12 protein-coding genes are annotated in these 14371 nt (G+C 64.5%); 8 read left to right on the plus strand and 4 right to left on the minus strand.

Annotated features, from left to right (window positions below):
• The first annotated feature begins 6 nt into the window (after nt 1-6).
• The 6 genes from DESFRDRAFT_RS06880 (at nt 7) to moaC (ending at nt 5902) form a co-directional block, all read left to right on the plus strand.
• The gene (locus tag DESFRDRAFT_RS06880; protein ID WP_005992458.1) at nt 7-1965 is read left to right on the plus strand and encodes an OPT family oligopeptide transporter; all 1959 of its coding nucleotides are present in this window, start codon (nt 7-9) and stop codon (nt 1963-1965) included.
• A gap of 21 nt (nt 1966-1986) precedes the next feature.
• Nucleotides 1987-3396: a PP2C family protein-serine/threonine phosphatase gene (locus tag DESFRDRAFT_RS06885; protein WP_005992460.1), complete on the plus strand. Its 1410-nt coding sequence runs from the start codon at nt 1987-1989 to the stop codon at nt 3394-3396.
• Nucleotides 3397-3537: 141 nt separating this feature from the next.
• A complete protein-coding gene (gene rpoZ, locus DESFRDRAFT_RS06890) occupies nt 3538-3762 on the plus strand; it encodes a DNA-directed RNA polymerase subunit omega (protein WP_005992462.1) in 225 nt (74 codons plus the stop codon).
• 9 nt (nt 3763-3771) lie between these two features.
• Nucleotides 3772-4884, plus strand: a complete 1113-nt coding sequence (gene dnaJ / locus DESFRDRAFT_RS06895) for a molecular chaperone DnaJ (RefSeq protein ID WP_005992464.1) — start codon at nt 3772-3774, stop codon at nt 4882-4884.
• A 3-nt stretch (nt 4885-4887) separates the two neighbouring features.
• Nucleotides 4888-5316, plus strand: coding sequence for a tetratricopeptide repeat protein (locus DESFRDRAFT_RS06900; RefSeq protein ID WP_005992466.1), 429 nt, complete (start codon nt 4888-4890; stop codon nt 5314-5316).
• 73 nt (nt 5317-5389) lie between these two features.
• Nucleotides 5390-5902 (plus strand): cyclic pyranopterin monophosphate synthase MoaC, encoded by a 513-nt coding sequence (gene moaC, locus DESFRDRAFT_RS06905; protein ID WP_005992468.1) that lies wholly within the window; start codon nt 5390-5392, stop codon nt 5900-5902.
• 404 nt (nt 5903-6306) lie between these two features.
• On the opposite strand, the gene hisF is transcribed toward moaC, so the two are convergent.
• The 3 genes from hisF to mutL form a co-directional block, all read right to left on the minus strand.
• Entirely contained in the window at nt 6307-7086 is a 780-nt protein-coding gene (gene hisF / locus DESFRDRAFT_RS06910) for an imidazole glycerol phosphate synthase subunit HisF (RefSeq protein ID WP_005992469.1), read from the minus strand.
• Nucleotides 7087-7089: 3 nt separating this feature from the next.
• Nucleotides 7090-7719: an imidazole glycerol phosphate synthase subunit HisH gene (hisH, locus tag DESFRDRAFT_RS06915; RefSeq protein ID WP_005992471.1), complete on the minus strand. Its 630-nt coding sequence runs from the start codon at nt 7717-7719 to the stop codon at nt 7090-7092.
• 246 nt (nt 7720-7965) lie between these two features.
• On the minus strand, nt 7966-9975 hold the full coding sequence (gene mutL, locus DESFRDRAFT_RS06920; RefSeq protein ID WP_005992473.1) for a DNA mismatch repair endonuclease MutL: 2010 nt from the start codon (nt 9973-9975) through the stop codon (nt 7966-7968).
• A gap of 108 nt (nt 9976-10083) precedes the next feature.
• Here mutL and alr point away from each other — a divergent pair, with 108 nt between their 5' ends.
• Together alr and guaD are read left to right on the plus strand one after the other, a co-directional pair.
• Nucleotides 10084-11205 carry an alanine racemase gene (gene alr, locus DESFRDRAFT_RS06925; RefSeq protein WP_005992474.1) on the plus strand — a complete coding sequence of 374 codons (1122 nt, stop codon included), beginning with the start codon at nt 10084-10086 and terminating at the stop codon, nt 11203-11205.
• Nucleotides 11206-11270: 65 nt separating this feature from the next.
• Nucleotides 11271-12698 (plus strand): guanine deaminase, encoded by a 1428-nt coding sequence (gene guaD / locus DESFRDRAFT_RS06930; RefSeq protein ID WP_005992476.1) that lies wholly within the window; start codon nt 11271-11273, stop codon nt 12696-12698.
• Nucleotides 12699-12836: 138 nt separating this feature from the next.
• Here the strand turns inward: guaD and DESFRDRAFT_RS06935 are convergent, their stop codons facing one another.
• Nucleotides 12837-14258, minus strand: coding sequence for a sigma-54-dependent transcriptional regulator (locus tag DESFRDRAFT_RS06935; RefSeq protein WP_005992478.1), 1422 nt, complete (start codon nt 14256-14258; stop codon nt 12837-12839).
• Between the last annotated feature and the right edge of the window lie 113 nt (nt 14259-14371).

The following is a 14371-nucleotide window of genomic DNA, read 5'->3' on the forward strand; positions in this document are numbered from 1 at the left end:
ACACCGATGTACGACGATAAGGAACTGGCCGAATATAGGGACCTGCTCCCGACCCCGACGCACTTTGAAGAGGGCTTCGACTGGAAGACCATTGTCGGGGCGGTCTTTATCGGCTTCCTCATGATGCCGGGCAGCATGTATTTGCAGCTCGTCATCGGCACCGGCATCGGTCCGGCCGCGCGCTGGGTCACCATCATCCTCTTCGCCGAGATCGCCAAGCGCGCCTATACCGAACTCAAGCAGCAGGAGATTTTCCTGCTTTATTACATGGCCGGCGCGGCCATGGCCTCGCCTTTCCACGGTCTGCTCTGGAACCAGTACCTGGTCCAATCCGATGCGGCCAAGATGCTGGGCCTGACCGACCTCATCCCGGCCTGGGTGGCTCCGTCCCCGGATTCGCCGTCGCTGGCCGCGCGCACCTTTTTCCACCGCGACTGGCTGGTGCCCATATTGCTTCTGGTCGGTTCGCAGATCATCCAGCGCATCGACCACTTCGGCCTGGGCTATGCGCTCTACCGCATCACCTCCGACGTCGAAAAACTGCCGTTTCCCATGGCCCCGGTCGGCGCGCTCGGCACCATGGCCCTGGCCGAATCCACCGAGGACCGCAAGACGGGCTGGAAGTGGCGCGTCTTTTCCATAGGCGGCATGATCGGTTTGGCTTTCGGCGCGGTCTACGTGCTGTTCCCGGTCGCCTCGGGGCTTGTTTTCACCGAACCTGTGCGCCTGATCCCCATTCCCTGGGCCGATTTCACCCGCAACACCGAGCAGTGGCTGCCGGCTGTGGCCACGGGCATACAGTTCGATCTGGGGCTGGTCTTTACCGGCATGGTGCTGCCGTTCTGGGCTGTCATCGGCGGCTTGGTCGGTCTGCTCATCACCTTCGTCGCCAACCCCATCCTCTACCACCACGGAGTGCTGCACCGTTGGCGGGAGGGCATGGGCACGGTGGAGACGGTCTTCGCCAACAACTTCGATTTCTACATGTCGTTCGGCATCGGGCTTGGCCTTGCCATCGGCGTCATCGGCGTGTGGCAGGTGGCGAAGTCCTTGCGCAAGGGCGGCGTCGGCGGCGCGGCCTACAAGGCCCTTTTTTCCACCAACAAGGCGCGCGGAGACATCAATTTCTGGGTTTCCGTCGGCATCTACGTCTTCTCGACCCTGTCCTACATTGGCATGTGCCTCTTTCTGGTCCCCCAGTTCCCCTGGCTTTTCTTCGTGCTCTACGGGTTTATTTACACTCCGGTCATCTCCTACATCACCGCCCGCATGGAAGGCGTGGCCGGCCAGTTCGTGAGCCTGCCGCTGGTGCGCGAGGCCAGCTTCATCGCCGGGGCCCGCTTTTTCGGCTACCACGGTATCGAGATCTGGTACGCGCCCATTCCCATTCACAACTACGGCAAGGCCACGGTCGATTTCCGCGAGATCGAACTGACCGGCACCAGCCTTCGCGGCATCATCAAGGCCGAAATCGTGGTCTTTCCCGTGGTCATGGTGGCAAGCCTGCTCTTTTCGCAGTTCATCTGGCAGCTTGCGCCGATCCCTTCGGCAAGCTACCCCTACGCCCAGCAATTGTGGCATCTCCAGGCGCTCAACACCCTGCTCATGCAGACTTCGACCCTGGAGGGCAATTCGCTTTTTTTCCAGGCTTTAAACGGCTGGTACGTGACCGCCGGGCTTGGGCTCGGGCTCGTCACGTACCTGCTGCTCATGATCTTCGGGTTGCCGGTGCTGCTCATCTACGGCATCGTGCGGGGCCTGGGGCAAAGCGTGCCCCATGGGCTCATTCTCGAAGTCGTGGGCGCGCTGCTCGGACGCTATTATTTTCTCAAGCGTTACGGGAAGAAATGGCGGCAGTACGCGCCGGTGCTTCTGGCGGGTTTTTCCTGCGGCATGGGGTTGATGGGCATGTTCGCCATGGGCGCGACCCTTATTCTCAAGTCGCTCGGCAAGCTGGCCTACTGACGGCCGCTCGGGGGGGAGACGGTGGAGTCCGACGTCACCATCCTTATCAGTTTGCTCCAAAGCGTCAGCGTCATCATGGTCCTGGCCTATGTGCTGACCAGGACCAGGCTTTTCGCCGCCGTGCTCGATGGCCGTCCGAAATGGCGCGACCTTCTCATGGTCATTGTCGTTTTCGGCCTTTTTTCCATCTACGGCACGCTTTCGGGCATCCCCTTGCTCGGTTCGGTCATCAATATCCGCGATCTCGGGCCGGCTCTGGCCGGACTTCTCGCCGGCCCCCTGGCCGGGCTCGGGGCCGGAATCATCGGCGGGGCCCATCGCTTCACCCTGGGCGGTCCCACCTGCTACGGCTGTACGCTCTCCACCGTGGTGGCCGGGTTCGTCGGTGGTCTGGTCCACCTGCGCCTGCACGGCAAACTGCCCACCACCGGCCAGGCCGTGGTCCTGGCCCTGGCCATCGAGGGCTTCCACATGCTGGCCGGACTGGTCCTTGGCCAGCCCTATGACACGGCCATGATCGTGGTGCGCGCGGCCACCATCCCCATGCTCGTGTCCAATGCCGCCGGCATGGCGGTTTTCGTGTACATCGTGCGCAACGAGCTCGAAGCCCGCGACACCCGCCGCATCAAAGAGGCCATCGAGGGCGAGTTGCGCGTGGCCCGGGACATCCAAATGGGCATCGTGCCCCGGATCTTCCCGGCTTTTCCCGAGCGCCCGGAACTCGAACTTTTTGCCGTGCTCGATTCGGCCAAGGAAGTCGGGGGCGATTTCTACGATTATTATGCCCTGGACGAGAACCATATTTTCCTGGTCATCGGCGATGTCTCGGGCAAGGGCGTGCCGGCTTCGCTGGTCATGGCCGTCACCATGACGCTTTTCAAGGCCTATGCCCGCCCCGAGCGCGACCCGGCGGAAGTGGCGGCCAAGGTCAACGACAAACTGGCCGCCGGCAACGATTCCGGGCTGTTCGTCACCGCCTTTTGCGCCGTGCTCGATGTGCGCACGGGCGAGGTGCGCTACGCCAATGCCGGGCATAATCCGCCGCTTGTCCTTCGCGACAGGGGGCTGGCGGACAGGGTGGGGTTTCTGCCCCGGGGCGGGGGGCTGGTGCTCGGGGCCATGCCGGGCTATCGCTACCGCACCGGCGCGCTGAGCCTGGATCCGGGGGATTCCCTCGTGCTCTACACCGACGGCGTGACCGAGGCCATGGACGTGTCGGACGCGCTTTTCGGGGAGGAGCGGCTGCTTCGGGCCTGCCGGTTCGAGCGCCACCGCGGCCCGAAATACGTGGTGGAGGCGCTGCTTGCCGCGTTGCGGGCGTTTGTCGGAACCGCGCCCCAATCCGACGACATCACTGTTTTGACCGTGCGGTATATGGGGGCCCCGAAGCCGCATGTCACCCTTGACGTTGACGGCGGGTCTGGAATATAAACTTCGGTTTCGCGTTGGTTGTTTGGGTTGGGCGCACAACTTCGGCCGGGCCCTTCCCCTTGACTGGGCGTGAATACGTCTTACCAAGGGACAGTCCGCGCCGGGAAGGCGACGTTTTGACCAACGCGCAAGGAGAACCGCATGGCGCGCATTACCGTCGAAGATTGTCTGGAAAAGATCAACAACCGCTTTCTCATCGTGCAGATGGCCATCAAACGCGTCCATCAGTACCGGGAAGGCTACGATCCGCTGGTCGAGTGCAAAAACAAGGAAATCGTCACCGCCCTTCGGGAAATCGCCGCCGGCGAAGTGTTGCCGGCCGAACCCATCCACGAAGCGGGCGTGACGCTGCCCGAAAACGAATAGCTGGAAACGATGCCCCGGGATTACTACGAAGTGCTCGGCGTCGGGCGCGACGCCGATGATGAGACCATCAAGAAGGCCTATCGCCAGATGGCCTTCAAGTTCCACCCCGACCGCAACCCGGACGATCCCGAAGCCGAGTCCAAGTTCAAGGAAGCGGCCGAGGCCTACGAGGTGTTGCGCAACGCCGAGACCAGGGCCCGCTACGACCGCTTCGGCCACGAAGGACTCGGCGGCAACGGGTTTGGCGGCTTCGGCTCGACCGACGATGTCTTCAGCGCCTTTTCCGACATCTTCGGCGAGTTCTTCGGGTTCGGCGGGGGGCGCTCTTCGCGCGGACCCAGGCCCCAGGCCGGCAACGACCTGCGCTACGACTTGACCGTGACCTTCCGCGACGCGGCCAAGGGCACCGAGGTCACCCTCAAGATCCCCAAGAACGTCGAATGCCAAGCCTGCCACGGCAGCGGGGCCGAACCCGGCACCTCGGCCGAGACCTGCAAGCAGTGCGGCGGCACGGGGCAAGTCGTCCAGAGCCAGGGCTTTTTCCGCATCGCCGTGACCTGTCCGATCTGCCGGGGCGAGGGCAAGGTGATCACCTCGCCGTGCCGGGAGTGCAAGGGCAAGGGCTATACCCGCGAGGTGCGTGAGCTGAAGGTTCGCGTGCCGGCGGGCGTGGACGACGGCAGCCGGCTGCGCCTTCGTGGCGAGGGCGAGCTGGGCATGCACGGCGGGCCTCCGGGCGATCTCTACGTCATCCTGCATGTCGAGGCCGACAAGGTCTTCGAGCGCGACGGCCAGAATCTGCTCCTGCGCACCGAGATCAGCTTCGTCCAGGCCGCGCTCGGCCACAAGATCGAAGTGCCGACCCTCGACGGCAACGAGACCATGGACATCCCCAGGGGCACCCAGAGCGGCGAGGTCTTTTCCCTGCGCGGGCTGGGACTGCCCGTGCCCGGCACCAGCCGCAAGGGCGACCTGCTCGTCGAGGTGACCGTCGTTACCCCGAAGAGCCTGACCAAGAAGCAGGAAGAACTTTTGCGCGAATTCGAGAAGCTCGACGAGCAAAAGCCTATGAAAAAGGTCAAGGATTTCTTCAAAAAGGCCAAGGAGGCCATGGGGAACTAAGCGATGGGACGATTTCTTTCCCGGTTTTCGCCGCTGGCGCTCATCGGTGCCTTGCTTTTGGGCGGGACGGCTCTGGCCGGCCCCACCGAGGACTACCGGGACGGCGTGTCCGCGGCCCGGGCCGGGCATATGGACGAGGCCATCGCGGCATTCAGCCATGTCATCGACGCCGATGCTTCGGGCCAGTCCGTGGATACGAAAAACCTGGCCAGTGTCTACAACCTGCGCGGCATGTGCCACGAGGCCAAAAACGAAACCGATCAGGCCCTGGCCGATTACTCCAAGGCCATCGAGATCGACCCCAAGATGGCCGAAGCCTACGGCAACCGGGCCATGCTTTACGCCAAGCTCGGCGACAAGGAAAAGGCCAAGGCGGACGCCACGGCGGCCAAACGCATCGACTACAAAGTCAAGGTGCCCAAGTTCGACTAGTGCCGTGCCACGTTGAAAATACCCCGGTTTTTTCAACGAAAACATTTTTTCGAGGATATGAGCAGGCTTGCCCATGACTGAAGGCTTCACCCATATCGACGCCGAAGGCCGCACCCGCATGGTGGATGTCGGGGCCAAGTCCAAGACCCGTCGCTTGGCCATCGCCGGCGGCGAGGTTCGCCTTTCCCCAAAAACCATGCATCTGCTTTCCGACGCCGCCCTGCCCAAGGGCGACGCCCTGGCCACGGCCAAGATCGCCGGCATCCTGGCCGCCAAGCGTACCGCCGACCTCATCCCCCTGTGCCATCCGCTGCCCCTGGCCTTTGCCGACGTCCGCTTTACCGTGGACGCAGCCGCCTGCATCGTGCGCATCGAAGCCGAAGCCTCCACCACGGCCGAAACAGGCGTGGAAATGGAAGCGCTGACCGCCGCGTCCGTGGCGGCGCTGACCATCTACGACATGTGCAAGGCCGTGCAGAAGGACATCGTGCTCGGCGAAATCAAGCTGCTTTTCAAATCCGGCGGCAAGTCCGGGACCTACGTCTCGCCCGACTGGCCCGCCGGCCGTCCGTATCCCGTCGACTGAGTTTGCCCCGACGGGGCTCTGCCCCGGGCCCCGGCGGGGAGGCGCTGCCTCCCCTGCACCCCACCGGCAGAGGCTCCGCCTCTGCACTCCGCCGGGAGGCCACGGGCCCCCCGGACCCCCCGATTCGGCTTTGGCTGGGCGGGGGAAGGGATGGCAGGCGTAGGGCCGGAGAATGGAAGATGGCGGCGGAATTTGCCTGGGACGGTGCATGTCGCTTCGCGACAAGCTCGTCCCAGGCAAATTCCGCCGCCACCACGCCGTCGCCCCTTTGGGGCGAACTTTAAAAGAAAATTCCCTGCACGTTCGCCTCAAGCCCAAGTCCGTGAAAGTTTTTTGGAGGGGTCCAGGGGGACCTTTTTTTCAAAAAAGGTCCCCCTGGCCGCCGGAGGCATTCCTGACCTCCTCTACCAGATTTGCCGGACCTTCACGCCGCGGGCGGCCATGCGGTCCTTGCATTCCTTGATCGTGTATTCGCCGTAGTGGACGATGGAGGCGATGAGCGCGGCTGTGGCTTTGCCTTTGGTCACGGCGTCGGCCATGTGGTCGGGATTTCCCGCGCCGCCCGAGGCGATGACCGGGATGGTGACGGCCTCGGCGATAAGGCGGGTGAGGTTCAGCTCGTAGCCGGTCTTGGCGCCGTCGGCGTCGATGGAGTTGCAGCAGATTTCGCCGGCGCCGAGGGCTTCCACTTTCTTGGCCCATTCGATGGCGTCGAGGCCCATGGGCTTGCGGCCGCCGTGAATGACGATCTCGTAGCCCGAGGGGATTTTTTCGGAGACCGGCACCTGTTTGACGTCCATGCCGACCACTACGCACTGGGAGCCGAAGGCGGCCGCGCCTTGGCTGATGATGTCGGGGGTTTTGACGGCCGAGGAGTTGACCGAGACCTTTTCCGCGCCGGCCAAAAGCACCGCGCGCATGTCTTCCACCGTGGAGATGCCGCCGCCCACGGAGAAGGGAATAAATATCTGGCTGGCCACCTTGTCCACGACGTCGAGCATGATGCCCCGGCCTTCGCTCGAGGCCGTGATGTCGTAGAAGACCAGTTCGTCGGCCCCGGCCTCGTAGTAGAGGCGGGCGGTTTCCACCGGATCGCCGATGTCCACGTTGCCCTTGAACTTGATGCCCTTGGTGAGCTTGCCGTCGCGCACGTCGAGGCAGGGAATGACGCGTTTGGAAAGCATGGGTTAGGCCTCCTGGCAGTAGACGGCGAAATTGCGCAACAGGGACAGTCCCGGACGGCCGCTTTTTTCCGGGTGAAACTGCACCGCCCAAAGGCCCTGCTTGCCGTGCACCGAGCAGAAGGGCAGTCCGTAGTCGGTGACGCCGATGACGTACTCGGCCCGCGGCACGGGGTAGTAGCTGTGCACGAAATAGAATTCCGATTCCCGGTCGATACCGTCGAAGAGCTCGCACGGGCGGGCAAGGGTCACCTTGTTCCAGCCCATGTGCGGGATGCGGATGGGCAGCCCGTCCTCGTCGGAAAGCGACGGGACGAACATGGCGCACGCGCCGGGCACGATGCCAAGCGCCGTGGTGTCGTTTTCCGGGCTGTAGTCGAGCAGGATCTGGCAGCCCACGCAGATGCCGAGCAGCGGTTTGCCGGCGGCCACCTGTTCGGCCAAAAGCTTGTCCAGGCCCGTCGAGGTCAGCTCGTGCATGGCCTGGCCGGCCGCGCCCACACCTGGGAAGATGATGCCCGCCGCGTCGGCAATGACGGCGGGATCGGCGGTGATGCGGCAGGGGATGCCCAGGTGGTCCAGCGCGCGGCGCACGCTGGTCTGGTTGCCGGCCTTGTAGTCCAAAATGGCAAGCATGGTCGCTCCTTTTTTTGTTGCCTCCGGCGGCCAGGGGGAAACTTTTTGAAAAAAGTTTCCCCCTGGACCCTCTTCAAAAACTTTCAAAGGGAATCTAAAGGCATACCCAGTTCGCCAAGGACTGGGATATGGTCGCATGCCGTGGATCCCGTGCACCCTTGAAAAGTTTTTGGGGAGGGTGGGGGTCCGGGGGAGGGAACCCTTTTTTACAAAAAAGGGTTCCCTCCCCCGGGGGCTTTCCTCTCATTATTTGCCGCGTTTGAACATCTTTTCCATCTCGCGCTGGCCGAAGCGCACGGTCACCGGCCGGCCGTGGGGGCAATAGTCCCGCTCCGGTGTTTTGGACCACTGGGCGAGCAGGGCCACGGCCTCGTCGTCGGCAAGCCTGGTTCCGGCCTTGATGGCCGTCTTGCAGCTCATGAGAATCCACAGGTCGTGCAGGGTCTTGGACTGCCCGGCCAGGGCGGCGCGCAGATACTCCTTGGCCTGCCCCAGGCTCAGTCCCGGCGGCGCGCCGGTGATGGAGACCGTGCCCGGGCGCGGCGACTCCAGGGCAAAGCCGATGGCGCGCAGTTCGTTGTGCAGTTCCTGCAGCCGCGTCTGCTCGGCCGGGTGCAGCGTCAGTTCCACCGGGATGCCCACGGGCCGGCTGTCGCCGCGTGAACCGGTGGCCTCCATGGCGGCGTAGATGATGCGCTCGTGGGCCGCGTGCTGATCGAGGAGCACCAGCTCCCGGCCGAGGTCTACAATAAGGTACGTGTCCGCGAACTGGCCCAGGTAGCGCACGCCGGGCGGCAGCGACGGCTCCAGCTCCTCGGGTCGGCGGGCATGCAAAATTTCCGGTTGCGCCTCGGGAGCGGCATACCTCGATTCGGCTGGGGATGTCGCTTCGTCGGAGCCGCCGGTCGGGGGAGATTCGGGTTCCCCGGCCTGGGCGAGCTGCCGCTCGTGGCGGACCACGGCCGGGGGCTCCAGGTGGCGCACCGGCGCGGGCTGGCCGTGACGGCGGTTTTCGGCCACGGCCTGGTAGGGCGTGGCGGCGGGGGCCGGGGCGTCCTGGGCCTCCTGGCCCATCGGGTGGACAGGCGGACCTTCGCGCACGATGGGCGTGGCCGGGGTGGTTTGGCCGGGCTGCGGCGCGTCGGCGCGTACGAGTTCATCGAGGAAATCGCGGCGGGTAGCGAATTTTGGCGGTTCGCCGCCGGATTGTTTGACCCAGGGTTCGGGCGCGGGGACGGTGCGCAGGACCAGCGCCTTGTCGAGGGCCTGTCCCACGGCCCGGCGGAGATTTAAGAAGACAACCTGCTCGTCGCGGAAGCGCACCTCGGTCTTGGCCGGGTGCACGTTGACGTCCAGGTCCTCGGGCGGCAGCGTCACAAAAAGCGCCACCTGCGGATATTCCCGGGACAACAGCCGGCCTTTGTAGGCCTCGCGCACGGCCGAAAGCAGCAGTCTGTCCTGGACCGCCCGGCCGTTGACGTAAAAGAGCATGCGGTCGGCCCGGGACTGGGCGGAAAGGGGCTTGCCGATAAGCCCCTGCACGCGGATGGGGCCCAGGGCGTAGTCCACCTCGAAAAGCCCTTCGGTGACGGCTGGCGGCCAGATGCCGCCAAGCCGCGCGGCAAGCGTCTGGCTGGCGGGGAAACGGAGCGTCGTGCGGCCATTGACGGAGAGCTTGAAGGCCACGTCGAGCCGGGCCAGCGCCGCCCGGCTGAAGGCTTCGGTGGCGCGCTTGGTCTCCACGGCCTCGGATTTGAGAAATTTGAGCCGTGCCGGCACGGCGGCGAAAAGATCGCGCACTTCGATGCGCGTGCCGCGGGCCAGGGCCGCCGGGCCTTCCTCCACGATGCGGCCGCTCTCCACCCGGATGACCGCCCCTTCGTCAAACGCCTCGTGGCGCGAGGTCAGCGTAAAGCGCGACACCGAGGCGATGCTCGGCAAGGCTTCGCCGCGAAAGCCGAAGCTCGCGATGCTGGTCAGTTCCTCCATGGAGACGATCTTGCTCGTGGCATGGCGCGTGACGGCCAGCGACAGTTCCTCGGGCGTCATGCCCCAGCCGTCGTCGGCCACGACCATGGCCGTGCGGCCGCCGCCGTCGATGGAGACTTCGATGCGCGTTGCCCCGGCGTCGAGGCTGTTTTCAACAAGTTCCTTGAGAACGCTGGCCGGGCGTTCGACCACTTCGCCGGCGGCGATCTGGTTTTGCAGTTCGGGCGGCAGGACGCGGATGGTGCGGTGTTTGACGGCGCTTGGCATGGCCCCTTTTTACGGCATCTCCGGCCGAAGGGCCAGCGGGCCGCAAATACTGGAAATGCGGCGGCGATGGGCGTAGGAACCATGCCCGCGTCGACAAGGAGAAGCGCCATGACCATCGCCCACAATTACCTGCGCACAAGGGTGCGCCTGGATAACATCGTCGCCAACTACAAGCATCTGTGCAGCTTCGGCGGCCATGTCCTGGCCGTCATCAAGGCCGACGCCTATGGCCACGGCCTCGTCGAGACGGCCCGGGCCCTGGCCGGGGCCGGCTGCGACGCCTTTGCCATCGGCTCCGTGGCCGAGGGCGCGGCGCTGCGGCAAAGCGGTTGCGCCGGGGCCATCGTGTCCCTTGTCGGGCCGGTTCTGCCCGAGGACGACGCCATGGTGCTCGACTTTGACGTCACGCCCTTCATCCATGATTTCGACCAGCTGGCGCGGCTTGCCGCCCTGGCCGCCGGGCAGGGCAAAAAGGCCCGGGTGGCGCTCAAGTTCGACACGGGCATGGCCCGGTTGGGTTTTTGCGAGTGCGACGTGCCGCATCTGCTCGAAACGCTTCGGGGCATGCCGGCCATCGAAGTGGTCATGGCCAGCTCGCACCTGGCCACGGCCGACGACCCCAATGCCTTCGATTTCGTGGGCGAGCAGGGGAGCAAATTCGCCCGGGTCTGCCAGGGACTTCGCGACGGCGGGCTCACCCTCGAGGCCTCGCTGTGCAATTCCGCCGGCATCCTGGCCCATGCGACCGATTTTGGTTTCGAGGCCCGGCGGGCCGGTATCGCGCTCTACGGCGTCAATCCCTTCGCGGGCACGGCGCGCGAGCCGCTCGGCGCGGGACTCGTGCCGGCCATGGAGACGGTGACGCGCATCGTTTCGGTGCACGATCTGGCCAGCGGCTGCTCCATCAGCTACGGCCGGACCTACACGGCCGAGCGCGACATGCGGGTGGCCATCGTGGCGGCGGGCTACGCCGACGCCTATAGCCGGGGACTGTCCAACCGGGGCTACATGTGTCTGGCCGGCAAACGCGTGGCAATCGTCGGCCGGGTGTGCATGCAGCTCACCGCCGTCGACATCACGGGCGTGGATGCCGCGCCGGGGGATGTGATCCACCTGCTCGGCGGCGAGGGGCTTGGCGCGATCACGGCCGAGGACCTGGCCACCTGGTGGGAGACGATTCCCTACGAGGTCTTCTGCCTGTTCGGGCTCAATCCGCGCGAGTATTGCTAGACCGGGGTCAGTACCCGAAGCCGGGAGCGCGCAGGCCGCCGGCGCAACACAGGAGAAAAGGGGTGATGGAGACAGCTGGCGTATCCCGATGCGCCGTTCGCGGCATGTTTTTCGACTTCCTGGATGATCCCTGGAAGCATGCCGGCAAGGAGCATGAGGCGGCCCGTTTCCTGCGCGATGGCCTGCTGGTCGTCGAGAACGGGAGGATAAGCGACTTCGGCCTGTTCGAGGAAGTTTCCCCCCGCCATCCGGGCCTGGAAGTCGTCTCCTTGCCGGGTCGGCTGCTCTTGCCGGGCTTTATCGACGGCCATGTCCATTTCCCCCAGCTGCGCGTGATGGGGGCCTATGGCAGGCATCTGCTCGACTGGTTGCAACAGCGGGTTTTTCCCGAGGAACGCAAATACGGCGACCGCGACTATGCCGACAAGGCGGCCGGGCTTTTCTTCGATGCGTTGCTGGCCGCCGGCACCACCACCTGCCAGGCTTTTACGACAAGCCATCCGGTCGCGACCGAGGCCTTTTTCGAGGAAGCCACACGGCGCAACATGCGCGTGATCACGGGGCTTACCGGCATGGACCGCTTCGCGCCCGAAGCGAGCTGTGTCGGTTCCGATGATTTCTACCGCGAGTCCAGGCGTCTGATTGGCCGCTACCACCGCAAGGGGCGCAACCTCTACGCCATCACGCCCCGCTTTGCCGTGGGCTGTACGGACGCCATGCTGGATTATAGCCGCCGGCTCAAGGCGGAATTCCCGGACTGCTGGGTCAACACCCACATTTCGGAAAATCCGGCGGAAGTCCGCGTGGCCAGGGAGCTTTTCCCGGACTGCCAGGACTACACGGCCGTTTACGAGCGCTACGGCCTGCTCGGGCCCAAATGCACCGCCGGGCATGGCATCTGGCTCTCCGACGACGAGCTGCGGCGGTTTTCCAAGGCCGGCGCGGCGGTTGCCTTTTGTCCGTTGTCCAATTTTTTTCTCGGCAGCGGTTCTTTTCGGCTGGGCCGGGCCATGGACCCCGAACATCCGGTCAGCGTCGTTTTGGGCAGCGACATCGGCGGCGGCAATGCCCTGACGCTTTTGCGCGTGATGGAGGAGGCCTACAAGGTCGGCATGTGCAACGCGACATTGCTCGACGGCTCCCTCGACCCGCGCGCGATGGATCTGGCCGAGGCCGAGCGCAACAAGTTCTCGCCGTACCGGGCCTATTACCTGTCCACTCTCGGCGGGGCGCGCGCGCTTTGCCTTGACGACCTTCTCGGCAATTTCGAGCCGGGCAAGGAGGCCGATTTCGTGGCCTTGGACTGGAGGGCCGGCCAGGCGGCCATGGCCTGGCGTCAGTCCCTGGCCGTAAGGGACGCGACCGGACCGCGCACCGTCGACGAGGCGGCCGAGCTCCTTTTCGGCGTCATGGCCATGGGAGACGACCGCAACGTGGATGAAACCTGGATTGCCGGCAAGCGGGCCTACAAGAAGGCCGCGACTGCCGCCTGAAGAGTATTTTTCAAGGCCCGCCTCCCGCCAGCAAGGCATGGCCTACCCATAGCTGAAAAGTTTAGGAAAGGGAGAGCGCGAGAGGGGAGAACCCTTTTCAAAGGGTTCTCCCCTCTCGCATTTTCTTTTTATATTCCCTTACTGACGTGTCGGGATGCTGTGGATGCGCAGGTAGCGGTAGAGGCTTTGCTTGCCGAGGTCGGACATCTCGCAGGCCTTGTGGATATCGCCGCCGGCCTGCTGCATGAGCGCCTTGAAATAGCGGAACTCGGTTTCCTTCTTGTAGTTGTCGAAGGGCGTGATGGTCATCTCCGCCGGGGCGGAGGCGGCTTGCTCGACCGAGGGCGCGAGTTCCGCTTCCAGTCCGCTTGCCGCTTCCTGGCGCTTGCCGCTCATGATGCGGATGCGCACTTCGGGCGGCAGGTGCTTGGGGTAGAGCGTCGGTTCGAACTGGGCGCGCACGATGATGTTTTCCATGAGGTTGACCAGCTCGCGCACGTTGCCCGGCCAGTCGTATTCCGTGAGGCTGTCGAGGAATTCCGGGGAAAAGCCTTTGAGCGGCACTTTGTACTTTTTGCAAAAGGCGTTCATGTAATAGATGGCCAGTTCCCGGATATCCTCGCCGCGCTGGCGAAGCGGCGGGATGTGGATGTGCATGGTGCGCAGGCGAAAGAGCAGGTCGTTTCGGAAATCGCCGGCGTCGACCATGGCTTCCAGGTCCTTGTTGGTGGCGGCCACGAGCCGGAAATCGCTCGTTTCCTCCTCCTTGGCCCCGACCGGGCGGAAGCGGCGTTCCTGGAGCACGCGCAAGAACGCCTTTTGCTGGGCAAAAGGGAGTTCGCCCACCTCGTCGAGAAAGAGCGTGCCCTTGTCGGCCTGCTTGATGAGCCCTTCCTGCTTTTTCTCCGCGCCGGTAAACGCGCCCTTGGCATGGCCGAACAGCACGGATTCGATGAGCGTTTCCGTGAGGCTTGAGCAGTCGACCACCACGAAGGGCCCCTCGGCCCGTTCGCTGTTGTCGTGGATGGCCCGGGCGAAAAGTTCCTTGCCGGTGCCGGTCTCGCCGGTGATGAGCGTGTTGGCGTCGGCGTTGGCGGCCTGGGCCACGAGGTCCAGGCAGGCGGCCACGCGCTGGCTGTTGCCGATGATGCCGTCGCGCTTGAGGGCCACGGTGGGGGGGCGATGGGCGAATTTTTCCTTGCGGTATTGCAGGGCGCGGATCAGCGGCAGGGTCATGGACTCGGCCGTGGCCGGCTTTTCGATATAGTCCCAGGCCCCGTTTTTGATCGCCAGTTCCGCGCCGTTGGGGTAGCTGGCCCCGGTGAAGATGATGACTTCCGGCGCCTTGTCGCGGTCGGTGATCTTGGGAATGGACAACAGGCCGTTGCCGTCGGGCAAGTCCACGTCGAGGTAGACCACGTCGTAAGGCTGCGCGTCCAGGGCCTCGAGTCCCTTGGTCAGGCTGGGTTTGGCCGTGACCTCGTAGCCCATGCTTTCGATGACCAGCTTGCACACTTCCCGAATATGGGCGTCGTCGTCGATGACCAAAATCTTCGCCATGCCACCTCCCCGTGATACTGGCGTCCATTTATGTAAGGCGAACCGGGCTGTTTGTCGAGGCGGCGTCCGGCGCGGTTTCCGTGTCGTTTGACGGCGCGCTTCCGGCTTCGTAG

The sequence above is a fragment of the Solidesulfovibrio fructosivorans JJ] genome, assembly GCF_000179555.1.
Taxonomy (GTDB): Bacteria; Desulfobacterota; Desulfovibrionia; order Desulfovibrionales; family Desulfovibrionaceae; genus Solidesulfovibrio; species Solidesulfovibrio fructosivorans.

Bases quoted from the DNA above. Each gene is read 5' to 3' on its own strand.
- DESFRDRAFT_RS06880 (WP_005992458.1), top strand. From the start codon at position 7: ATGTACGACGATAAGGAACTGGCCGAATATAGGGACCTGCTCCCGACC.
- rpoZ (WP_005992462.1), top strand. From the start codon at position 3,538: ATGGCGCGCATTACCGTCGAAGATTGTCTGGAAAAGATCAACAACCGC.
- dnaJ (WP_005992464.1), top strand. From the start codon at position 3,772: ATGCCCCGGGATTACTACGAAGTGCTCGGCGTCGGGCGCGACGCCGAT.
- DESFRDRAFT_RS06900 (WP_005992466.1), top strand. From the start codon at position 4,888: ATGGGACGATTTCTTTCCCGGTTTTCGCCGCTGGCGCTCATCGGTGCC.
- moaC (WP_005992468.1), top strand. From the start codon at position 5,390: ATGACTGAAGGCTTCACCCATATCGACGCCGAAGGCCGCACCCGCATG.
- hisF (WP_005992469.1), bottom strand. From the start codon at position 7,086: ATGCTTTCCAAACGCGTCATTCCCTGCCTCGACGTGCGCGACGGCAAG.
- hisH (WP_005992471.1), bottom strand. From the start codon at position 7,719: ATGCTTGCCATTTTGGACTACAAGGCCGGCAACCAGACCAGCGTGCGC.
- mutL (WP_005992473.1), bottom strand. From the start codon at position 9,975: ATGCCAAGCGCCGTCAAACACCGCACCATCCGCGTCCTGCCGCCCGAA.
- alr (WP_005992474.1), top strand. From the start codon at position 10,084: ATGACCATCGCCCACAATTACCTGCGCACAAGGGTGCGCCTGGATAAC.
- guaD (WP_005992476.1), top strand. From the start codon at position 11,271: ATGGAGACAGCTGGCGTATCCCGATGCGCCGTTCGCGGCATGTTTTTC.
- DESFRDRAFT_RS06935 (WP_005992478.1), bottom strand. From the start codon at position 14,258: ATGGCGAAGATTTTGGTCATCGACGACGACGCCCATATTCGGGAAGTG.